This window comes from Leptobacterium flavescens (genome assembly GCF_010671605.1).
GTDB lineage: Bacteria > Bacteroidota > Bacteroidia > Flavobacteriales > Flavobacteriaceae > Leptobacterium > Leptobacterium flavescens.
This window is the reverse complement of sequence record NZ_JAABOO010000001.1, coordinates 526,817-551,533: the sequence shown is the minus strand read 5'-3', so window position 1 is coordinate 551,533 and position 24,717 is coordinate 526,817. Positions and strand designations below refer to the sequence as shown.

The following is a 24,717-nucleotide window of genomic DNA, read 5'->3' as shown; positions in this document are numbered from 1 at the left end:
TTTCAATTTTTGTATCTTTAGAATTCGTATACGTATTTTATGGAAACAAGAATTAAGACATATGGCGAGTTTTACAAATTTTACCTGACCGAACATCAGAATAAAACAAGCAGAACCCTTCATTTTGTTGGTACCTTCCTGGTTTTTGTGCTGGCAGGCCTTTTTATCTGGTATGGAGGAGGTTGGAAATGGGTATTTGTCCCTCTTGTAGGCTACGGTTTCGCCTGGGTGGGGCATTATTTCTTTGAAAAGAATAAACCCGCAACCTTTAAATACCCGCTTTGGAGCCTGATCTCAGATTTTAAGCTGTTTTTCGAGATCCTTTTCGGAAAAAGATCCTTCGACGGAGCTAAAGATTAGTTGAATTCTGAAGTAAAATGCAGCTTTACGCTGGGATATTTTTGCTGTGCCATCTGAATGGAAAAGGCAGAATCTGCAAGGAATACCAATTGCCCGTGCTTGTCTCTGGCAAGGAACTTCTGCTTAACCCTTTTAAATTCGGTAAATTCTTCGCTTTTTTCATCTTCGGGCTCTACCCAGCAGGCTTTGTGAACAGGGAAATTCTCATAAGAGCATTTAGCTCCGTATTCGTGCTCCAGCCTGTACTGAATTACTTCGTACTGTAGTGCTCCTACGGTACCGATTATTTTTCGCCCGTTAAGGTCCAGGGTAAACAATTGTGCGACACCTTCATCCATTAATTGATCCACACCTTTCATCAACTGCTTGGCTTTCATTGGATCGGCATTGTTAATATATCGGAAATGTTCCGGAGAAAAGCTCGGTATTCCCTTAAAATGAAGGTTTTCTCCTTCGGTTAACGTATCCCCGATCTTAAAGTTCCCCGTGTCGTGAAGTCCTACAATATCACCGGCATAAGAGATATCGACGATCTCCTTTTTCTCGGCAAAAAAGGCGTTCGGACTGGAGAATTTTAATTTTTTATTATTCCTTACATGAAGATAGGGTTTATTGCGTTCAAAAGTTCCGGATACGATCTTAATAAACGCCAGGCGGTCCCTGTGCTTGGGATCCATATTGGCGTGTATTTTGAACACAAAACCGCTGAATTTATTTTCTTCGGGTTCCACCAGGCGCTCTTCAGCATTTTTTGCCCTCGGAGCCGGTGCTATATCTATAAAACAATCCAGTAATTCACGAACCCCGAAATTGTTCAGGGCAGAACCGAAAAATACCGGTTGTAATGTTCCGTCAAGATAGGAATCACGGTTAAACTCAGGATATACCTCATATACCAGCTCCAGGTTGTCTCTTAATTCGGAGGCTGCGCTGTCGCCGATAATAGTATCGAGTTCCGGATTATTGATATCGTCAAAGGCAATGGTTTCTTCTATATTTTTCTTGCTGTCTCCGCTAAACAGATTGATATTCTTTTCCCAGATATTGTAGATCCCTTTAAAATCATATCCCATTCCTATGGGGAAACTCAGGGGAGTTACTTTTAATCCCAGTTTCTGCTCTACTTCATCAAGAAGGTCGAAAGCGTCTTTTCCTTCACGGTCCAGTTTGTTGATAAACACGATCATCGGAATATTCCTCATCCGGCATACTTCAACCAGTTTCTCCGTTTGTTCCTCAACCCCTTTGGCTACGTCAATAACTACAATTACACTGTCTACCGCCGTAAGTGTTCTGAAAGTATCTTCGGCAAAATCTTTGTGACCGGGAGTATCCAGGATATTGATCTTTTTCTCCTGATAGTTAAAGGCCAGTACGGAAGTAGCAACCGAAATCCCTCTCTGGCGTTCGATCTCCATAAAGTCGCTGGTTGCGCCCTTTTTGATCTTGTTGTTCTTTACAGCACCTGCTTCCTGGATAGCTCCACCGAAAAGAAGTAGTTTTTCCGTAAGTGTAGTTTTTCCTGCGTCAGGGTGTGAAATAATCCCAAAAGTCCTTCTCTTAGCTATTTCCTGTGTGAAATCCATAGAACACTGCGTTTAAGGCGCCAAAAATACTATTTTGTTTTCAGAAATAAAGAAAATGACCGACATTAATAAAATGCGAAATTTCGACTCTTAATCGATCAAAAATAGTCATTGGTCTAAAAACATTTGTATTTCAACCATATTTCATGGTTTCAGTTTGTTTAGAATGTATTTTCGTAATGATTTAACACAATTTAACAGAAGGGCGTTAATTGTGGAGATCGTCCAAACAACAGACTGCATTTATGTTAAAACCTTCCCAACAGTTTTTGCGTAAATGTTAAAACAAACATAACAGGCCTATGAAAAATTTTACTTGGAGAATAAGACTCTCTTATTCACTCTTCCTTTTATTATGTACTTTTTTGTTGCCTTCTTCTACCAAAGCGCAGATAGAATGTGGTGTTATTAATACGCTCTATCAGACGATTGGTAACGGAGATGTCACTGAAGTATTCCGATATAATCCTTTTTTGGAAGAGTATGTGATGATCGGCACCCTTGCCGATAACAATGCAGGGGGGAATACAGCCTCCAACTCGGCGTATAATGCTACCACACAATTTGTATACTCCGCTATTTCTGGAGGACAGGTAGTAAGGGTTTATGACCCGGCAAACAATTTTGCGGTTGTGGGTGATATTACAATTACCGGAACAGCTATTACTTTTAATAATGTACTTTTTGCCAAGGACGGCCTGGTAGGTTTTATTAACGGAAATAATATCGTAACCTTCGATGTTACTGGTATTGCAGCTTATCCGGCATCAGTTGCCGCTACGGTAACAACCCGTACGGGCCCTGCGATAGGGGCCGCAGCAGATTACGCATTGCTTGAAACTTCCTCTCCGGATGATTTCCTTTTCGGGGTAAGCGGAACTACCTTAAATATTATTAATGTAACAACAGGAGCTACCACAACACGAGCTTTGACTTTAGTAGGGGATGATGCTTCTACCGGAGGTTCATGGGGTGCTTCCTGGCAGGATAGGGATGGTAACTTCTACTCCTTTAATAACGGAGATGGAGGTATCTACCGAATTCTGGATGTAGAACTTGGAACATCAACTACATTGGAAAGGATCCTGAATGCAAACCCATCCGGACAAAATGATGGTTTCGGTTGTGAAATTCAGGCCAATCCTCTCGATTATGACGGGGATGGGGTTGATGATAGTTTTGATATAGACGACGATGATGATGGTATCCTTGATATTGTTGAAAATAACGGTATTTTACTTAGTACGGATGGAGATAGCGACGGTGTTTCCATTCTTATTGATGACGATGATACCAACGGAGCAATTGGAAATGATGATGGAATGGTGGAACGCCAGTTCGATTTTGACGGAGATGGGATTCCAAACTCTTTTGATATAGATTCTGATAATGATGGTATTTTAGATAACATTGAAGCTCAGACCACTGCTGGTTATACACCACCTACCAATGTAGATGCAGACATGGATGGTCTTGACGATGCATATGAAGGTGCGGGAGATGCAGGAATTACACCTACTAATAGTGATGCAGCTCTTGCAAATTCAGATACCGTACCGGATTATCTGGATTCCGATAGTGATAATGACGGATTATCCGATAGCCTTGAGGCTTATGATACAAACGGAGATAATATTGCCGATACTACGGCGAGCGGCAATGATACTGATTTTGACGGATTGGATGATAATTTCGATCTGAACGGAAATGGGACCACAGATCCTGAAGCTTCAATAAACGGAGACCCTAATACCGGAGCAATTGACGGTCAGACTCCTGCTTCCTTCCCGGATGATGATTCTCCAGGAGGAGACAGAGATTGGAGAGACCCGTCGGATAATGACGGGGACGGAATAATAGATGATGTTGATTTAGATGACGATAACGATGGTATTCTGGACCTTGCCGAGCATACCGGAGGGAACGATCCTTTTGGAGATGAGGATGGAGACGGAGCGCCTAACTTTATAGATGCTGTGGATAATGGTACTGGTGATGGTTCTACCACAGATTATACAGATGCAGACGGGAATGGAATACCCGATGTTTACGATGTAGATGATGACGGAATTCCTAATCACCTGGACCTTGATGCCGATAATGACGGGATCTACGATGCTGTAGAAGCCGGTCACGCACAGGCACATACAAACGGAGAAGTAAACGGAGCTGTTGGAACAGACGGTATTCCGGATGCTGTTCAGGGTGCAGGAAATGAAAACAGCGGAACCGTAAATTATACATTGGCAGATTCTGAATCTACACCGGATGGAATACCGGATCATTTGGAAATAGATGCCGATGGAGACGGATGTAATGATGTAAGAGAAGCCGAATTTACAGATGATAATGACGATGGTATTCTTGGTGATGCGCCTGTTACCGTTGATTCGGATGGTGTAGTTACTTCTGCACCGGATGGATATACGGGAACACAACCGGCAGTTACTGATGATACCGTATTTGTTACGTGTTTAATAGAACCGGATGATGACTCCAATGATGCTGCCGTAAATGAGACTAACGGAGGTACTGCTGTTACCAATGTACTGGCTAATGACCTTGTAAGAGGGAATCCCGCAACATTGGCAAATGTAGACCTTACTGTTATTACAGCTGCTTCCGATCCGGGAGTAGTATTGAATACAGGTACCGGAGCGGTAACCGTAGCACCAGGTGTACCTGCCGGAGCATACAGGATTGTATATCAGATATGTGAGGCCGGAGCAACTGCACTTTGTAACACTGCTGCAATAACAATAATTGTCGATTCTGATACGGACGGTGATGGAATTACAAACACTGCCGATCAGGACAATGATAATGACGGTATCCTCGATACAGATGAATCGAATTGTGCAGGAGGTTCGACTCTGGACTGGGATGTTGAGACCTTTACAGGTGATCCGAGAACAGATCCGACTCCCGGAAGCCCGAATGTGGCTACCACAACGATTGATGGAACAGACTTAACGATAACTACCAGTATAACAGCCGGAATAACGGCAAATTACAATGCTTTTTACGGAACCCTGAACGGTACAGATGGTATATTCCTGGAGGGTAGGGTAAATGAACTCGACGGTGGAGAGGCCATTACATATCAAATGGACTTTACAGAAGGCGTAACCAATCTTTCCTTCTCTATCGTGGATATAGACCTTACTGCAGGAACCTTTATCGATCAGGTTACCGTAACGGCAACTTATAATGGAAATGCCGTTCCTCTTAATTATACTATAGGATCTGCAGTAAGCGATCTTGGCGGAGGGGTATTCCAGGGGAATGAATTCGTATCCAGTGTGCCTCCGGGTACTACTGCCGATGTGATCTTTTCTTTTCAGGAACCGGTAGATAATGTAACTATTGTATATACCAATGCCCTTGCTACAGTGGCAGCAACCCCGACAGCGGTTGTGATCTCTGATGTAAGCTGGGATTGTGAGGCGACAGATACGGACGGAGATAATGTTCCTGATTTCCTTGATCTTGATACAGATAACGACGGGATTTACGATGCTGTTGAAGCCGGACACGGACAATCTCATACTAACGGAAGAGTAGACGGAGCGGTTGGTACCGATGGTGTGCCGGATGCAGCTCAGGGAGCAGGAAATGAGAATAGCGGAACCGTAAACTATACACTGGCCGATTCTGAAGAAATACCGGACGGGACTCCCGATTTCCGCGAAACAGATGCAGACGGCGACGGATGTAGTGACGTCCTGGAAGCCGGATTTACCGATGGCGATGATGATGGTATTCTCGGAAGCGCACCTGTAACCGTAGATGCCGATGGGGTAGTAACCTCAGGGGTTGATGGCTATACAGGTACGGATCCTTCGGTTACCGATAGCAGAATATTTACAGTATGTGCTATCCAGCCCGTAAACGATGTAAACGATACCGCCGTAAATGAAACTAACGGCGGGACTGCTATAAACAATGTACTGGCTAATGACCTTTTAAGAGGTAACCCGGCAACACTGGCCAATGTAGACCTTACAGTGGTAACACCTGCATCCAATGCCGGAGTGGTATTGAATGTAGCTAACGGACAAGTTACCGTTGCACCGGGGGTTCCCGCAGGAGATTATACGATTGTTTACAGGATTTGTGAAGCCGGAGCTACCGTGCTTTGTGATACTGCAATTATTACAGTGATCGTTGATACGGATTCTGACGGGGACGGGATCTCCGATACAGCAGACGGTGATAATGATAATGACGGAATTTTAGATACGGAAGAAATAGACTGCCCGGCAGGTGGCTCTGTTCTGGATTGGGATACTGCGGTATTTACCGGTGACCCGAGAACAGATCCGACACCTGGTTCTCCAAATGTGGCAACAGCTACTATTAATGGAACTACGGTAACTGCTACAAGTAGCATTACAGCCGGGATCACAGCTAACTATAACGCATTTTATACAACTCAGAACGGGACCGAAGGTCTTGCTATTGAAGGAAGGATCAATGAACTCGACGGAGGAGAAACCATTACATATCAACTGGATTTCTCACAGGGAGTAACCGATCTTGCTTTCTCTATAGTAGATATCGATGCGAGTTTAAATACTTTGGATTATGACCTTTTTACCGAAAGAGTAACAATCACGGCAACCTATAACGGTAATGCTGTACCGCTTAACTTTAACCTCGGACCTTTTGTAGATAATACAGGCGGAGGAGTATTTGAAGGGAACGGTTTTGTAAACAGTGCAACTATCAGTACGGATGCCGATGTGAATTTTAATTTCGTAGATCCTGTAGATAGTATTGTAATTACCTATACAGACATCGTTCCGAACGCAAGTGGTGATCCGATCGCTATTCTGATCTCCGATCTGAGCTGGGGATGTACTGCTTCAGATTTTGATGGAGACGGAGTACCGAACCACCTGGATCTTGACAGTGATAATGACGGGATCTATGATGTTGTGGAGAGTGGAGCAGGTCTTACAGATGCCAATCAGGATGGAATAGTTGACGGAGTTGTTGGAACCAACGGTATTCCGGATGCTGCCGAAGATGGAGGAGTTGACGGAGCCGGAGTGAGTTTCAGCCCGGTAAATTCCGATTCTAACGTTGCAGACGGTGCAGATTATCTGGATATTGATGCCGATGACGATGGAATTGTAGATAATATAGAGGCACAAACAACAGCAGCTTATGTGGCTCCTTCAAATACGGATTCGGATGGAAACGGAGTGGATGATAGTTACGACACAAACGGAACTCCAATCACACCGACCAACACAGATGCTACATTAACCAACAGTGATGCCGTACCGGATTATTTAGATACAGATTCGGATGGAGACGGAGAATCCGACACCATTGAAGCATATGATACCGATGATGACGGAACCGCAGATACTACGCCTGCAGGTGCAGATGCCGATGGAGATGGATTGGATGATAATTTCGATCTTATCGACCTGGCTGCGAATCCTGCGGATAACCCGACCAATAACGGGCAAACAGCAGCGAACCCATTCCCGGATACAGATTCTCCCGGAGGAGAACCTAACTGGAGAGAGGATATTTTCCCGAATATTACAGTAACTAAAGTAGATACTGTAGATGATGGCGGTGATGGAAGAGTAGATGCCGGAGACACCATTGACTATGTATTTACCATAACCAATACAGGAAACGTTCCGCTTACCAATGTAACGGTAACCGATCCTCTGGTAACGGTAACAGGAACTCCGATTGCTAATCTGGCTGCAGGAGCAACAGATAACACAACCTTTACGGCGAGTTATACGATCACTCAGGCAGATATTGATAACGGTAGTTTCGAGAATGAAGCTACGGTAACAGGAACCGATCCGAATGCCAATGATGTAAGCAGCCTGTCTGATGATCCGGACGATGCTACCGATGCAGATGGGGATGCGGATGGTAACCCTGATGATGCTACGGTAACAACTATTACCCAGGAGCCGGATATTACGGTAACCAAAGTAGATACTATAGATGACGGAGGTGACGGAAGAGTAGACGCAGGAGATACGATCAACTACGTATTTACGATCACAAATACAGGAAACGTAACATTAACTAATGTAGAGGTAACAGATCCATTGGTAACTGTAAGCGGAACAGCAATTGCTACAATGGCTCCCGGAGCAGTAGACAATACTACTTTTACCGCGAGTTATACGATCACTCAGGCAGATATCGATAACGGTAGTTTCGAGAATGAAGCAACGGTAACAGGAACCGATCCGAATGCCAATGATGTAAGCAGTCTGTCTGATGATCCGGACGACGCTACCGACGCGGATAGTGATGCGGATGGGAACCCTGATGATGCTACGGTAACAACCATTACCCAGGAGCCGGATATTACGGTAACCAAAGTAGATACCGTAGATGACGGAGGTGACGGACGTGTAGATGCCGGAGATACGATCAACTATGTATTTACGATCACAAATACAGGAAACGTAACATTAACTAATGTAGCGGTAACCGATCCGTTGGTAACCGTAAGCGGTACAGCAATTGCCAGTCTGGCACCTGGAGCAACAGATAACACAACTTTTACAGCGAGTTATACGATCACTCAGGCAGATATTGATAACGGTAGTTTCGAGAATGAAGCAACGGTAACAGGAACCGATCCGAATGCCAATGATGTAAGCAGCCTGTCTGATGATCCGGACGATCCGACCGATGCTGATGATGATACGGATGGTAACCCTGATGATGCTACGGTAACGACCATTACTCAGGAGCCGGATATTACGGTAACCAAAGTAGATACCGTAGATGACGGAGGTGACGGACGTGTCGATGCCGGAGATACTATTAACTATGTATTTACGATCACAAACACAGGAAACGTAACATTAACTAATGTAGCGGTAACCGATCCGTCGGTAACCGTAAACGGAACAGCTATAGCGAGTCTTGCGCCGGGAGCGGTAGATAACACAACTTTTACAGCAAGTTATACGATCACTCAGGCAGATATCGATAACGGTAGTTTCCAGAATGAGGCTACGGTAACAGGAACCGATCCGAATGCCAATGATGTAAGCAGCCTGTCTGATGATCCGGACGATCCGACCGATGCGGATGACGATACAGACGGAAATCCTGATGATCCGACAGTAACGACCATTACCCAGGATCCGGATATCACAGTAACTAAAGTTGATACAGTAGATGATGGTGGAGATGGACGTATAGATGCAGGAGATACGATCAATTATGTATTTACGATCACAAACACAGGAAACGTAACATTAACCAATGTAACAGTAACTGACCCGCTGGTAACCGTAAGTGGTACAGCAATTGCCAGTCTGGCACCCGGAGCAGTAGACAACACTACTTTTACCGCGAGTTATACGATCACTCAGGCAGATATCGATAACGGCAGCTTCCAGAATGAGGCTACGGTAACAGGAACCGATCCGAATGCCAATGATGTAAGCAGCCTGTCTGATGATCCGGACGATGCTACCGATGCAGATGGCGATACCGATGGAAACCCTGATGATGCTACGGTAACGACCATTACCCAGGAACCAGGCATTACATTAACTAAAGTAGATACTTTAAATGATGGAGGTGACGGAAGAGTAGATGCAGGAGATACGATCAGCTATGTGTTTACGGTAACCAATACCGGAAACGTAACCCTTACGAATGTAACGGTAACCGATCCGTTAGTAACCGTAAGTGGCGGACCGATCAACCTCGCACCGGGAGCTGTAGATAACACGACCTTTACAGCAACTTATGTGATCACGCAGGCAGATATCGATAACGGTAGCTTCCAGAATGAGGCTACGGTAACAGGAACCGATCCTAACGCGAATCCGGTAAGCAGCCTGTCTGATGACCCGGATGATCCTACAGATGCGGATGGTGATACCGATGGTAATCCCGATGATGCTACGGTAACCACCATTACTCAGGAACCGGATATCACAGTAACTAAAGTAGATACCTTAAATGACGGAGGCGATGGAAGAGTAGATGCAGGAGATACGATCAGTTATGTGTTTACAGTAACCAATACCGGAAATGTAACCCTTACGAATGTAACGGTAACCGATCCGTTGGTAACAGTAAGCGGAGGCCCGATTGCCAGTCTGGCACCGGGAGCTGTAGATAACACGACCTTTACAGCAACTTATGTGATCACGCAGGCAGATATCGATAACGGTAGTTTCCAGAATGAAGCTACGGTTACAGGAACCGATCCTAACGCGAATCCGGTAAGCAGCCTGTCCGATGATCCGGATGATGCTACAGATGCAGACAGTGATGCGGATGGTAACCCTGATGATGCTACGGTAACTGTACTTCCACAGGAACCAGGAATCACCTTAACCAAGGTAGATACCTTAAATGACGGAGGTGACGGAAGAGTAGATGCAGGAGATACGATCAGTTATGTATTTACAGTGACCAATACCGGAAACGTAACCCTTACTAATGTAACGGTAACCGATCCGCTGGTAGCAGTTAGCGGAGGTCCGATAGCTACCCTTGCACCGGGAGCAGTAGATAATACTACTTTCACTGCAACCTATGTGATCACTCAGGCAGACATTGAGAACGGCAGCTTCCAGAATACCGCAACGGTAACCGGAACCGATCCTCTCACGAATCCGATAAGCAGTTTATCTGATGATCCGGATGATCCAACCGATAATGACAGTGATACCGATGGTAACCCTGATGATGCTACAGTAACAACATTACCTCAAGTGGCTGATGTTTCACTGACCAAAACAGCAAACAGGTTAACCTATAGCAGGGTTGGAGATCTGATCACCTACGATCTTGTGGTGACTAATACAGGAAATGTTATTCTGAATAATATTATAGTAACAGATGCCAATGCTACCATTACGGGAGGTTCTCCGATAGCAACCCTTGCTCCTGGAGAGACCGCTATGGTAACAGCAGAGTATGTAATTACACAAACAGAAATCGACAATGCCAGTTTTACGAATACGGCACAGGTAACCGCCGATTCTGTAGCAGGGAATACAACAGACGATTCTGATGATCCGAACGATCCTACAGATGTCGATCCGGATAACGACGGGGATCCTGATGATCCTACAATAATCCTTTTTGATACGGATGGAGACGGAATACCGAATCAGGTAGATATAGATGATGATAATGACGGTATCCTTGATGTACTGGAAGGAAACGGAGATAGTGATAACGATGGATTTATAGATTCTCTGGATATTGATTCCGACAATGACGGGATTCCGGACAATATTGAGGCGCAGTCTACTTCAGGATATATTCCGCCAAGCGGAAACGATTCGGACGGAGACGGACTGGATGATGCCTATGATAACGCTACCAGCGATGGTTTGGATCCGGTAAATACCGACGGAACAGACCTTCCCGATTACCTGGATGATGATAGTGATAATGACGGGGTAGTAGATGTTATTGAAGGTAACGATGCCGATGGAGATGGAGTTGCCGATGCAGTAGCTTCGGGTAATGATGCTGATTTTGACGGATTGGATGATGCTTTCGAAGGAGGAAACAATGACGATGGGTTTGATGTGAATGATGAGATCAATAACCCAGCTAATGATCTGCCCGACACAGACGGAACCGAAGATGTTAATTACAGAGATATTGACGACGACGGCGACGGAGTTAATACGGAAGAAGAACTGGATCCGGACGGAGACGGAAACGGACCTGATGATACGGATGGAGACGGAGATCCTGATTACCTGGATGATGACGATGACGGTGATGGTATTCCTACCGAAGATGAGGACGCCGATCCAAACGGAGACGGAAATCCTGATGACGCGGTAGATACTGATGGAGACGGAGTTCCGGACTACCTGGATCCGAATAATCCGATAGATCCGATTGAAGAAGACGATGACATCGTGGTATATGAATTGGTAACACCGAATGGTGACGGAACAAACGATGTACTGATCATCGGAAATATCCAGGACTTCCCTAATAACACAGTTAGGATCTATAACAGATGGGGTGTTCAGGTATTCGAGACCAGAGGATATAATCCGGTGAATAATTTCTTCGATGGTAGATCTGAAGGAAGAGCGACCGTAAGTGAGGATGAATTATTACCGGCAGGTACATATTTCTACGTGGTAGAGTATGTAGCTAACGGAGTGAGAAAAAGCAAAGCAGGTCATTTTTATATAAATAGATAATATCAGAAAAGGGGAGGGGGAAGCCCCTTCCCAAAAACAACTTATAAATGATGAAAAGATACTATATAGCAATCATATTCCTGTTGATACTGACGGTTCAGGAAACCAAAGCTCAGCAGGATGCGCAGTATACTCAATACATATACAATACGCTTAGCGTAAATCCGGCTTATGCAGGGAGCAGGGGAGTATTAAGTTTTGCAGGACTTTACAGGAGCCAGTGGGTTGGCCTGGACGGAGCTCCTGAAACGCAGACCCTGAACGTTCATTCTCCGGTAGGAAAGGGAAAAGTTGGACTGGGATTATCTATTGTTAATGACCAGATAGGAGATGGGGTAAATCAGGAAACCTATTTTGATGTGGCTTTCTCCTATACGATCCAGACTTCTGAAGCAGCAAAATTGTCTTTCGGACTGAAAGCAGGAGGACAGTTGTTGAATATAGATTTTACACGCTTAAACCAGTTTACGACAGAATTAGTGGCCGATAATAATATTGACAATAAATTCTCCCCGAATATAGGTTTGGGACTGTATTATCACACAGATAAATTCTATCTGGGACTATCGGCACCCAACCTTTTGGAGACCGATCACTTTGATGAATCTCCGTTGCAAGATGCTACCGGAAGACCGGTGTCTTATATTGCGAGAGAGCGTATTAATTATTACCTGATCGCGGGTTATGTATTTAACCTGAACAGCAGCCTTAAATTTAAGCCTGCAGTTTTAACCAAAGCAGTTTCGGGAGCTCCCCTTCAGGTGGATCTCTCTGCTAATTTCCTGTTTAACGACAAATTTACTTTTGGAGCGGCTTACAGATGGGATGCTGCCTTTAGCGGATTGTTCGGTTTCCAGATATCGGATTCTCTCCTTTTGGGACTTGCCTACGACAGGGAGATAACAGAATTGGGAAGAACACAATTCAATGATGGATCATTTGAAGTTTTCCTTCGTTTTGAACTCTTCAAAAAAGTTGACAAACTCGTTTCACCTAGATTCTTCTAAAAGCTCAGACTATGAAAAAAACTACTACTATATATATGTTCCTGCTGTGTTCCCTTCTGGGCTTTTCACAGGAACGTCAGATAACCAAAGCAGATAAAAATTACGATAAATACTCCTTTATTAAGGCCATAGATATCTATGAAAGAGTGGCAGAGAAAGGATTTAAATCGGAGGAGATCTTTAAGAAATTAGGAAACGCCTATTACTTTAATGCAGATTATGACAATGCTGCCAAGTGGTATGGTGAACTGCATAAATTAAAAGATACTGAAATAGAATCAGAATACTACTTCAGATATGCTCAGTCTCTTAAAGCCATAAAGAAATACAGTGAAGCTGATGCCATGATGCAGAAGTTCCGCGATTCCAAGACAAGTGATAAAAGAGCGGAGTTGTTCAGTGAACAACCGGAATATCTGGAATATATTAAGTTCCAGTCAGGAAGATATCAGATAGAGAACTTCCCCGCAAATTCCGAGTATTCGGATTTTGCTCCTTCCTTTTACGAAAGAAGCCTGGTGTTTTCTTCAGCAAGGGATACAGGTACCTTTGCCAGGTTTAAACACTCCTGGAACGACCAGCCTTTCCTCGATCTTTACGGAGGTCCGCTGGATTCTGATGGACCGGTTCAGGGGATCAGGAAGTTTTCCAAGGAGCTGAATTCAAAATATCACGAGTCAACCACAGCTTTTACAAAAGACGGAAGAACAGTTTACTTTACGAGAAATAACTCCGTAGGGCGTAAGATCAAAAGAGACAGCCTTGGTGTAAATAAATTAAAGATCTACAGGGCTACCATCGTAAATGGTGTCTGGAGAGATATTACGGAACTTCCCTTTAACGGCGATGATTTTTCTACTGCTCATCCGGCTTTGAGCCCGGACGGAAGAAGATTGTTCTTTGCTTCCGACAGGGAAGGGTCTTTAGGACAATCCGATCTTTATATGGTGACTATAAATGTTGATGGTACCTATGGAGAACCTCAGAATCTTGGAAGTTCGGTAAATACCGAAGGAAGAGAGACTTTTCCTTTTGTTTCCGACAGGGGGAACCTCTACTTTGCTTCCGACGGTCATCCCGGTCTGGGAGGCCTGGATGTCTTTGTAGTTAGAGCCGATGCGAATTCCAACGGCCAGTTTGATGTGGTAAATATCGGAGAGCCGGTTAACAGCTCAAGTGATGACTTTACCTTTATAATCAATGACGGAACAGGAGAAGGTTTCTTTGCCTCTAACAGGGAAGGCGGAGTCGGAAGTGACGATATCTACAGGCTAACGGAGATAGCGCCTGTAAAGAATGAATGCAGGCAAAAAGTAAAAGGTACGGTAACAGACCGGGACACCTCGGAACCTCTTGCACGTGTTGAAGTACTGGTAATAGACGAGGAAAATAAGATTATAGAGAGATCCGTAACGGATGATACAGGAATATATATAGTAACCCTCGATTGTACCAGAGATCATTTTATAAGAGCGGTTAAACCCGGATATTCTACACAGGAAACCCTGGTAGAAGCTACATTTGAAGAAGAGGAACTCACCATTAACTTCGAACTGGAAAAAGATGAGGTAACTGCCGATGTGGGAGATGACCTGGCTAAGATACTGGACCTGAAACCCATTTACTTTAGCCTGAACAGATCGAGAATACGCGATGATGCTAAAATAGAGTTGGCCAAGGTAATAGCTGCAATGGAGAAATATCCTCAGCTTAAGATCGATGTAAGATCACATACAGACAGTAGAGCCAGTGATGATTACAACCTTCGTTTATCGGAAAGAAGAGCTAAGGCTACGGTAGATTATCTGGTGAAGAACGGAATAGATCTTTCCAGAATTACAGGTAAGGGATATGGAGAAACTCAACTGGTGAATGAATGCGGAAATGGAGTGCAATGTTCTTCAGCACAACATCAGTTAAACAGAAGATCTGAATTTGTGATAATTCAATAAATTACAATTTTTTTAAATTGAAAATACTGTAACACCCTCAAAATGAGGGTGTTTTTTGTTAATTCACCACGAAACCCATATTTATTTTGTGGTAAAACCGCATCAAAAAAATATTTTATAGTAGTAACTTGAACAAATATTTAGAACCCAGTGTTTTAAATTTGTTAAGCCCTCATTCTTACCTGGTTAAACTGGAGGAAAAAGGGTGTTAATAAAGACCCCAAGCGTTATGAAATATTCGTATGTTATTATTGATGATGATGAGAAAGCAGTAGACGATTTAAGAGCCGTTCTTAAAAACTTTCCCAACTATTACTGTAGAGGCGTTGCTTCCGACGAAGCAGCTGCTATCGATTTGATCCTTGAGCAAATGCCCAAGATCATTTTCCTTGAAGTAGAGGTTCCCGGTATTTACAATGATAAATGCGGTTTTTCTCTTTTAGGCGAATTAAAACATTATCTGAAAGAACTGCCGGATATCTTTGTGCTGACCAAAACTGCCGACTATGCGATCCAGGCCATCAAGAACGATGTTTCCGACTATATTTTAAAACCCACCAACGTTGGAGAATTCAGGAGATCTCTGTTGCGTTATGAAAAGAAAAAAGTGGATGGCCCCGAGACAATTTGCATTAAATCCTACGGCGATTACCGTTTTATTGAGATTGCCGATGTAGAATTCTTAAAGGCAGATAACAACTGTACCGATTTCTTTATGAAGAATGGAAATAAAATAAGTGCCTTTAAGACCCTTAAATATTTTGAACAGACCCTTCCTGAGAATTTTGTGAGGATCCATAACAGTTATATCATTAATACGAACAGAGTTTCCAGGATACACTTCGGTAAATCTAAATGCTCTTTTAAATCTTCCGAGCAACTGGTTCCCTTCTCCCGCTCCTACAAGAAAAATGTAGAGTCGATCAAGAATGTCATGAACCGAAAAAGTGTGATTGAATTTTAGTAAAACTTCACTTTTCGGTCATCTACCCTTAAAATCAGGTCAGTTACTTCTATAAGCCCGCTATCTACTATATAGGGACTTTAAAATTGTGCTAAGCAGGCACAAAGGCTGTATTTTCGAATTGTAGAAAGATAGCTATTACTACTCGTACGACAAACAGAAATTTCTAAAAAGAGAATTACGGTAAAACCATCGGAAGACGATGTTTAAAAAACAGTAAAACTCGTGATTTTAAGAGAAATGTTGGGTAACATTTTTCAGGCCCTCTTATAACTAAATCTAAATTGTAAACCTTAAAACCAGAAAAAATGAAAGTAACTAAAAAATTATGCCTGCTATTTGCCTTTGCATGCTTTACGACTGCATTTGTTTCATGCTCACCGGATTCCACTGATGAAGAGGCATATAACAATGATAATATTACTGCCACTACAGGTGATCAAGGAGATAAAAAAGTTGATCCATCTGATGATTAAATAACATTACTAAATTAAAAATAGATCAGCCTACCAATTTTTTGGTAGGCTGATCTGTTTTCGTCAACACCGAAAAACATTTATTTTAGTAATTTTAGGTTATTGAAATGGGCTTTATAATGATTAAATACATTAAAATTAGACACACGATTTTAATGGTGCTATTTGTAGCGACGACTCAATTGAGTGGCCAGCATAAGGAATCGCACGAAAAGGATAGTTTGGTTTTTCTGATGGAGAAAGCTAAAGATAAAACGATCTCACTATCTGAAAGAATTGAAAGCGCAAAATTGGCTTATGTTCTTGCTAAAGAGCAGAGTAACGATTCATTAGAAGTCTGCACAACTTTACAATTAGCAATACTTAACTTTTTATCTGATGACTTAGAAAATTATAAACAATTAAGTCAAGAAGGGTTAAATTTATCTACTAAAATTAAAGATTCGGTAAATGTAGCAAAAGCTTTAAAGTATTTAGCAAGTTATTACGATATCCAAAATAATTTAGATAGTGCATATCATTTTTATTCTAGAGCTGAAAAAGCCTATCGAGTTATTAATGATGATAGGAATACAGGGCGAATGTTATTGAGTATGGCTATCATACAAAAAAATGTAAAAGATTATATTGGAAGTGAAACGATAACAATAGAATCACTAAACTACCTGATATCATCAAATGATGATAAATATTTGGCGTCAGCGTATAATAATTTGGGCATTACTTCAAATGAATTAGAAAATTATGAAGACGCGATTAACTATCACCTCAAGTCCTTAAAGTATGATCGTAAACTTGGAAAAAATAAATCTAGTGAGATAACTTCACTTAATAATATTGGAGTAGTATATATTAGATCAGGAGACTATGATAAAGCAATTGATTATTTTAATCAGGGATTAACCTATCAAAATATTAAAAAATTCTCTCCACTGGAATATGCTCGACTACTGGATAATCTGACATATTCAAAGTTTTTGGGTAATTATGAAGGAGATTTGCTTGATGGTTTTAAGGAAGCTCTTAGTATACGAGATAGTCTTAATGATATAGCAGGTTTAATTACAAATAATATGCACTTAGCAGAGTATTATTTGTCTACTGAAGATACGCTTAAAGCCATTGAATATGCGGAAGTAGCTAATAAACTGGCTTTAGGAAGTAGTAATTATGGAGATAGACTTAAACCAATGAAAATGCTTTCGGAAATAGACAACCGGGAAAAAGCACTGGATTATGCTCAGCAGTATATTAAAATAAGCGATAGCCTTCAGAAAACAGAAAGAGCCATTCGAAATAAGTTTGCGCGAATTCGTTTTGATACAGATCAAATTGAAAAGAGAAATGTAGAAATTACAAGGCAAAAACAATTATACTTAATCACTTCACTTATTCTTTTTGTAATCGGAGCCCTTGTATATATTATCTTTAAACAAAAATCCAGGAACAAACAATTGCGTTTTGATCAGCTTCAGCAGAAGTCCAATGAAGAGATCTATAACCTCATGATCGCCCAGCAGCAACGTTTGGAAGAAGGACGCCAACAGGAAAAACAAAGGGTTTCAAGAGAATTACATGACGGAGTGCTAAGTAAATTGTTCGGCACCCGACTAAGCCTGGACAGTCTGAATAACAGAAGTGATACGGAAGCGGTAGATACACGTGCGAAATATCTGGAAGACTTAAAGGTTATAGAACAGGAAATTAGGCAAGTTTCCCACGATCTGAACGGTGAAATTTTCGATTCAAATTTGGGATATACGGAAGTTATAACTAACTTGATAACGAATCAGACAAAGATCAAGGATGTCAAGTACCAGTTTAATGCAGACAAGCTTATTAACTGGGAAGAAGTTTCTAATAAGGTTAAAATTCACCTGTACAGAATACTCCAGGAATCTTTGCAGAATATCAACAAACACGCAAGGGCCAAAAACGTAACTGTTAACTTTCAGAAAATTGATGAGAAGATCCAATTGGATATTGCAGACGATGGGGTTGGCTTTGATGATAATAAAGTGAAAAACGGAATTGGATTGAAAAATATTAAATCCAGAATTAAAGAACTCAACGGAAAACTTCGTTTTACTTCGGTAAAAGGAAAAGGAACTAACATAAGTATAACTGTTTAACAATAGCCCCCCAGACATATTAATACTATGATTTATGGAAAAAAAGCTCAACATCTTGATGATTGACGACCACCCAATGATTCTTGAGGGGTATAAAAACACCATTCTCGGGGCGGATTTGGACTATTTTATTGAAATTTCAACAGCGGCAGATTGCGACTCTGCCTTTGAAGAGATTAAACAGTCTGCTAATTCGGAAAATCCCTATGACGTGGTTTTTATAGATATTAACCTGCCTCCGTCTACCACCGAAGCCATAACTTCCGGAGAAGACCTGGCACTGAGAGTTAAAAAGTTCCTTCCGAATGCCAAGATCATCATTCTTACAATGTATAATGAGAACCACAGGATCTATAATATTCTTAAAACCATAGACCCGGACGGTTTCCTGATAAAAAGCGACCTCACTTCTACTGAATTACTGCTTGCTTTTCAAATGGTTCTGCAAAACCCGCCTTATTACAGCAGCACGGTAAAAAACCATATCAGACAAATGATCACCAGCGATTTTTCACTGGATGAGAAGAATATGAAAATTCTTTATCACCTGTCTCGTGGGGTAAAAACTAAAAGTCTGAGCAACTATATAGGCTTGTCTCTGAGTGCTATTGAAAAACGTAAAAACCATCTGAAAGGACTGTTCGGCATTTCGCAGGGAGATGATGAAGATCTGCTAAGAGAAGCCAGGAACAGAGGCTTTGTATAGGTAATAAACAAAGGATCTGCTACGGTAAACCCGTATTTATTTTGCGTGAGAGACGCAGGATTTTTTCAAACTTTATTAATAATTTTGAATATATGATTGATGCTAAGACAACATCAATCTCTATGCTCTTTAGAAAGAATAACAATATTCTTCATATAATGTTAGGTGAAAATTAATTGTTGGGGGGCCAACAATCAACGGTGAAGTTTCTGGGATTGTTCGCAAGAATGATCCCGGGGCCGAACCGTACTTAACATCATCCTCTCTCCTTATTTTATACTTTTTACTTATTATGAATTGCATTGGCTATTTTGTAATTTAGCGCCTTTATTCAGCGTATGGAGGAAGAAAAAGTAATACTGGTTGACGAAAATGACAAGCAAATAGGTTTGATGCCTAAGATGGAAGCTCATGAAAAGGGACTCTTACACAGAGCGTTCTCTGTTTTTATCCTGAATGATAAGAACGAACTGATGCTTCAGCAACGTGCCTTGCATAAATATCATTCTCCGGGACTTTGGACGAATACCTGTTGCAGTCACCAACGGGATGGAGAAAGTAACTTAGAGGCAGGGAAAAGGCGCTTATTTGAGGAAATGGGCTTTACTGCTCCTCTTAAAGAGTTGGTATCCTTTATTTATAAGGCTCCTTTTGATAACGGACTCACCGAACACGAATACGATTATGTTTTAATGGGCCGATATGATGAAGACCCCGTAATCAACCCTGAAGAAGTTGCTTCCTGGAAATGGATGCCCCTGGATGAAGTTAAGGATGATATAGAAGCAAATCCGGATCTGTATACTGCCTGGTTTAAGATTATTTTTAGTCGTTTTTACAAACACTTAGAGCAATTCTAACAGCTGAGCTCTTATAATATCAAAACTGCTCCACACAAGGCCGTGGCCTTCTTCTTCTATAGTTACCAGTTTAAATTGTTCCTTATTGGGAATTGCGTTCTGCAATTTGATTGAATTATCATAAGGTACTATCCAATCTGCATTGCCATGAATGTCAATGATCCTGGAATCTACAGAACTCCATTTGTTTTCATAATGTAAGAGGTCCTCTGCGTGATATAATTTCTCCTTGGAAGCACTTTTCCAGACATTAGGCACCATAAAACGCGTAAGCCTCCATTTGTAAAAACGGATCATGGCAGGGATCATCTCATAGGAACCGTAAAGTGCCGGAGCACATAAAACCACCTGTTCAAGCTTGTTGTCAATGGCGTAATTAAGAGCTATGGGCCCTCCATAGGAATAACCCACCGGGATTATATCAGTTATTCCCAGCTTTTCCGAGATCTTTTTAACCAGCAGGGTTTCCTGTTCAATAGAATTGAGCACTTCTCCCTTCTGACGCGGCCCGTAACCGATCCGGTCATAAGAAATAAGATTAGCTTTCTCATTGAGCTCTGTATCGGTCATATATTTTTCAAAATCTGTCAGCGAACCTATTGCCCCGTGAATAAACAAAACGGTAGGCAAATCGGGATCTATTTTTTCTTTGGAAGAAAGAATCCGCACTTTTCTGGAATCAAACTCCAAATACTGTATCTTAGCTGTATAGTTTTTCTCCGAAAAGGAAGATATGATCTTCTCATTACTCTTTGGTGTAGAGAAGCGATAAAACAGTATATAGAGAACAATAAAAACAATACCTAATACGAGTAAAAGGTATTTCATGATTTTTTTAAATAGCTTCATTCAGGAAATTATTTTCTGGACGACATAAAAATAATGAAATGAGAATAAATTTTACTCATTTTTAGTTAGTATAAAAGATTTAGATTAGTAGATGAAAGTCACCGTACACAGAAAGGCACATTTTAATGCAGCTCACAGGTTATACCGAAAGGACTTTAGCGATGAGGAAAATCTGAAGGTTTTTGGAAAATGCAGTAACCCCAGTTATCACGGACACAACTATGAGCTTGTTGTTGGGGTTAAGGGAGAAATAGATCCTAAGACCGGCTTTGTAATGGATATGAAGGTGTTGAAAGACCTCATTTATGAAGAAGTAGAACAAGCTTTTGATCATAAGAATTTAAACGTTGAAGTTCCGGAATTCAGTGAACTGAACCCGACCGCAGAGAATATTGCAGTTGTTATCTGGAACAAGCTTCGCCCTCATATTAAAAAGGAGCTGGAGCTGGAAGTTGTATTATATGAGACCCCTCGTAATTTTGTAAGCTTTAAAGGAGAATAATGCGTTTGTCTATTGGAGATTCAGTTCCCGATTTTACTCTGAAAGATAAGGACGGAAAGGATTTTAATATTAGAGACCTCAAAGGAAAGCGCCCCTTTGTAGTTTATTTCTATCCGAGAGATTTTACTCCGGGATGTACCAAAGAAGCTTGTTCTTTCAGAGACCGTTATGAAGAGTTCACCGAACTGGGCGCTGAGGTCATCGGAATAAGCTCTGATTCCGAAAAGAGGCATCGCAAATTTTCTGAGAATTATCAATTGCCTTTTGTTTTGCTTTCCGATCGCTCTAACAAGGTGAGGAAACTCTTTGGGGTTTCCAATGATCTGTTGGGATTATTACCGGGAAGGGAGACTTTTGTATTTGATAAGGAAGCTAAACTGATTATGTTATTTAACAGCATGAATGCCGTTCGGCATATTGAGAAAGCATTACATGCCTTAAAACAACTTGAACAATGAGTTTATATCCTTTAAAATTCAAACCGATCTACAAAGAGCGATTATGGGGAGGATCGAAATTGAAAGATGTATTGAACAAAGATGCCGAAGGCGATCTGATAGGGGAGAGCTGGGAACTTTCGGCGGTTAAAGGAGATGTTTCCGAAGTGGCTAACGGAGCTCTCAAAGGAAAGAGACTGACCGATTTAATACGCATCTATAAAGAGAAACTCCTGGGTAAAAAGGTATATGAACACTTCGGAGAGGATTTTCCCGTCCTTATTAAATTTATCGATGCCCAAAAAGACCTGTCTATCCAGCTTCATCCTAACGATGAACTGGCAAAGAAGAGGCATGATTCTTTCGGGAAGACGGAGATGTGGTACATCATGCAGGCCGATGAAGGTGCTGAGCTTATCGTAGGTTTTAATAAGGATGTGGAGAAGAGCGAATATGTAGATCACCTGGAGAACAATAAGCTGGAAGAGATCCTTAATTACGAAAAGGTGAGGGAAGGAGATACCTTTTTTATAAATACCGGAAAAGTGCATGCAATTGGTGCCGGTATTATGCTGGCCGAGATACAGCAGACTTCCGATATCACCTACAGGGTATACGACTGGAACCGGAAGGACAAAGACGGAAATACACGGGAATTACATACCGAACTTGCCCTGGATGCGATCGATTACGATAAAAAGGATGATTTTAAAGTAAATTATACCGGAGAAAAGAATAAGGTCAATTCTATGGTTGAATGCCCTTATTTTACCACTAATTACCTGAATATCGATGGGAATCTGACCCGGAATATTTCGGACCGGGATTCGTTCACCATTTATATGTGTGTTGAGGGGGAGGCAAAGATCGCAAATGAGAACGGAGAAGAGAAATTGAAAAAAGGAGAGACCCTGTTGCTTGCAGCCGACAGTAAAGAAGTAAATATTGAAGCTGTTTCAGCGAAACTTTTAGAAGTACATATCTAATTCTGCAAATAAGTGTATTTTTGCAGCTAAATAAATTGAAATTATGGCAAGTATTAGAAATCTAAAGAAAGATATCAATAATGTACTGGGAGATATTATCGATGCGGTATATATCTGGGAAATGATTAACGACAAGAACAACTCAGATAAAGGAAATGCTATTATTGATGAGACAATTGCGGTATTTGACGAGTTGATCGTAAAGGTAAATGACAGGACCGTAGAGAACAGAAAAGCGCACCTGAAAGCTGTAAATGCTGAGTTAGAAGAGAAAAGCAAAGCGCTTATTGAAAAAGTAAATAAACTGAAATAATTTTTTATTAAAAAAGGTTTGCAAAATATAAATTCAATTATATATTTGCAGCCGCTTTGCCGATGTAGCTCAGCTGGCTAGAGCAGCTGATTTGTAATCAGCAGGTCGTGGGTTCGAGTCCCTCCATCGGCTCTTCAAAGCCTCTCAGAAATGAGGGGCTTTTTTGTTAGAATAAAGTGTATATAGAATAAAAATATAGGGACGAGAAGCCTGTCCCGAGCGAACGTCGAGGGGAGTCCCTCCATCGGCTCTTCAAAGCCTCTCAGAAATGGGGGGCTTTTTTGGTTCTGGTTGTTAGTTGTTAGGAATTAGTTGTTGGTTGCTGGTTGTTAGTTAATAGAAACACTTCAACACTCAACATTTAACATTCAAAATTTCCTAATCATGCTTCTCGACTGCGCTCGAAGTGACACCTCTCTCACTACTTAATACTTTGTACTAAGTACTAACATAATCGTTTACACCCCGAAAGTCCCCTTAAGGGGACACTTCAAATGAACCAACAACACATTCAATATTCCTAATCGTAAATCCGAAATCGTATTTCGTAAATATCTAAGTACTCAATACTCTGTACTCAATACTCAATACTCTGTACTCGGTACTAAATAAAAAACTCCGATGAGAGTTTCACCGGAGTCATATATCTTAAAGTCTTTTGTTGTTTACTTAGCCTCTTTTTCTTCCTCTTTTATCTTTTTTATATGATCGGCCAGGGCCTTTCCGTACTTGGAATCGGCAATTTCCGGGCTAAGGGAATTGTAAATTGTATCGAGGTATTTTATACGGGCGTCAAAAGCTTCCGCCAGAGCCACATAAGGAGCTACATAGGAATCTTTATTGGTAAGTGCAAAATTAAGAGTGTACAGATAACCACTTAGTACATTCTTATCTATCAATCTCTGAATTGAATCGATCTTAAGGAGATTAGAGTCCTTTTGCGCTTCAAATCCGGCTTGCAGATATTCCAGGTTCCTTTTGTTGAATCTGGAGATCATATCCTTGTATTCCTTCAGTTTTACATGAGTCTCCGATCCGGTTACTTCCACATCGTTCTCAAATCTTTCCCTGCTGGTGGTAATAACAATATCTCCAACTTCTCCGAAAAAAATGATCCTGTCATTAAAAACGGTCCCGTCATTTTTGTCCAGGTAGAGGTAGAAAACTTCCGGACTTTCAAGTTCCGTGGAAAATGCAAAATTACTATCCCCGTCAACCACTGTAGAATCGATCGTTACCAGGGAAGTATCTACTATTCTCTGAAGATAGATCGTTCCCTTTTTCAAACCTTCTATCGAACCGCTTACATTCATCAAATTTTCCTTCTTGCTACAGGAAACTACAGCAAGTATCATTAAGATCGGAACTAAATATTGTCTCATACG

At 41.5% G+C, this 24,717-nt stretch carries 16 protein-coding genes and 1 tRNA gene; 14 read left to right on the top strand and 3 right to left on the bottom strand.

What is annotated here, in order from left to right; translation table 11 throughout:
• The first annotated feature begins 39 nt into the window (after positions 1–39).
• Entirely contained in the window at positions 40–360 is a 321-nt protein-coding gene (locus GWK08_RS02500) for a DUF962 domain-containing protein (RefSeq protein WP_163605329.1), read from the top strand.
• Here GWK08_RS02500 and GWK08_RS02495 read toward each other — a convergent pair.
• Positions 357–1,946 carry a peptide chain release factor 3 gene (locus GWK08_RS02495; protein ID WP_163605328.1) on the bottom strand — a complete coding sequence of 530 codons (1,590 nt, stop codon included), beginning with the start codon at positions 1,944–1,946 and terminating at the stop codon, positions 357–359. The two genes, GWK08_RS02500 and GWK08_RS02495, sit on opposite strands and share 4 nt — an antisense overlap.
• A gap of 302 nt (positions 1,947–2,248) precedes the next feature.
• On the opposite strand from GWK08_RS02495, the gene GWK08_RS02490 reads away from it, so the two are divergent.
• The 8 genes from GWK08_RS02490 to idi all read left to right on the top strand — a co-directional run bounded on the left by GWK08_RS02490 (position 2,249) and on the right by idi (position 20,245).
• Complete coding sequence (locus GWK08_RS02490) at positions 2,249–12,148, top strand: DUF7507 domain-containing protein (RefSeq protein WP_163605327.1); 9,900 nt, start codon at positions 2,249–2,251, stop codon at positions 12,146–12,148.
• A 47-nt stretch (positions 12,149–12,195) separates the two neighbouring features.
• Positions 12,196–13,155 carry a PorP/SprF family type IX secretion system membrane protein gene (locus tag GWK08_RS02485; RefSeq protein ID WP_163605326.1) on the top strand — a complete coding sequence of 320 codons (960 nt, stop codon included), beginning with the start codon at positions 12,196–12,198 and terminating at the stop codon, positions 13,153–13,155.
• 11 nt (positions 13,156–13,166) lie between these two features.
• Entirely contained in the window at positions 13,167–15,107 is a 1,941-nt protein-coding gene (locus GWK08_RS02480) for an OmpA family protein (protein ID WP_163605325.1), read from the top strand.
• A 229-nt stretch (positions 15,108–15,336) separates the two neighbouring features.
• Entirely contained in the window at positions 15,337–16,071 is a 735-nt protein-coding gene (locus tag GWK08_RS02475) for a LytR/AlgR family response regulator transcription factor (RefSeq protein WP_163605324.1), read from the top strand.
• Between the two features lie 308 nt (positions 16,072–16,379).
• On the top strand, positions 16,380–16,547 hold the full coding sequence (locus tag GWK08_RS02470; protein WP_163605323.1) for a hypothetical protein: 168 nt from the start codon (positions 16,380–16,382) through the stop codon (positions 16,545–16,547).
• A 119-nt stretch (positions 16,548–16,666) separates the two neighbouring features.
• Positions 16,667–18,679, top strand: coding sequence for a tetratricopeptide repeat-containing sensor histidine kinase (locus GWK08_RS02465; protein ID WP_163605322.1), 2,013 nt, complete (start codon positions 16,667–16,669; stop codon positions 18,677–18,679).
• A 34-nt stretch (positions 18,680–18,713) separates the two neighbouring features.
• Positions 18,714–19,385: a response regulator gene (locus GWK08_RS02460; protein WP_163605321.1), complete on the top strand. Its 672-nt coding sequence runs from the start codon at positions 18,714–18,716 to the stop codon at positions 19,383–19,385.
• 338 nt (positions 19,386–19,723) lie between these two features.
• Complete coding sequence (gene idi, locus GWK08_RS02455; RefSeq protein WP_163605320.1) at positions 19,724–20,245, top strand: isopentenyl-diphosphate Delta-isomerase; 522 nt, start codon at positions 19,724–19,726, stop codon at positions 20,243–20,245.
• Here idi and GWK08_RS02450 read toward each other — a convergent pair.
• Positions 20,231–21,073 carry an alpha/beta fold hydrolase gene (locus GWK08_RS02450; RefSeq protein ID WP_163605319.1) on the bottom strand — a complete coding sequence of 281 codons (843 nt, stop codon included), beginning with the start codon at positions 21,071–21,073 and terminating at the stop codon, positions 20,231–20,233. The genes idi and GWK08_RS02450 overlap by 15 nt on opposite strands.
• A gap of 112 nt (positions 21,074–21,185) precedes the next feature.
• Here GWK08_RS02450 and GWK08_RS02445 point away from each other — a divergent pair, with 112 nt between their 5' ends.
• The 5 genes from GWK08_RS02445 to GWK08_RS02425 all read left to right on the top strand — a co-directional run bounded on the left by GWK08_RS02445 (position 21,186) and on the right by GWK08_RS02425 (position 23,464).
• A complete protein-coding gene (locus GWK08_RS02445) occupies positions 21,186–21,596 on the top strand; it encodes a 6-pyruvoyl trahydropterin synthase family protein (protein WP_163605318.1) in 411 nt (136 codons plus the stop codon).
• Positions 21,596–22,054 (top strand): peroxiredoxin, encoded by a 459-nt coding sequence (locus tag GWK08_RS02440; protein ID WP_163605317.1) that lies wholly within the window; start codon positions 21,596–21,598, stop codon positions 22,052–22,054. The genes GWK08_RS02445 and GWK08_RS02440 overlap by 1 nt, the downstream gene beginning before the upstream one ends.
• Positions 22,051–23,019, top strand: a complete 969-nt coding sequence (locus GWK08_RS02435) for a type I phosphomannose isomerase catalytic subunit (RefSeq protein ID WP_163605316.1) — start codon at positions 22,051–22,053, stop codon at positions 23,017–23,019. The genes GWK08_RS02440 and GWK08_RS02435 overlap by 4 nt, the downstream gene beginning before the upstream one ends.
• A gap of 43 nt (positions 23,020–23,062) precedes the next feature.
• Entirely contained in the window at positions 23,063–23,332 is a 270-nt protein-coding gene (locus GWK08_RS02430; protein WP_163605315.1) for a hypothetical protein, read from the top strand.
• 58 nt (positions 23,333–23,390) lie between these two features.
• Positions 23,391–23,464, top strand: a tRNA-Thr gene (locus GWK08_RS02425).
• Between the two features lie 533 nt (positions 23,465–23,997).
• Here GWK08_RS02425 and GWK08_RS02420 read toward each other — a convergent pair.
• Entirely contained in the window at positions 23,998–24,714 is a 717-nt protein-coding gene (locus tag GWK08_RS02420) for a DUF4369 domain-containing protein (RefSeq protein WP_163605314.1), read from the bottom strand.
• Between the last annotated feature and the right edge of the window lie 3 nt (positions 24,715–24,717).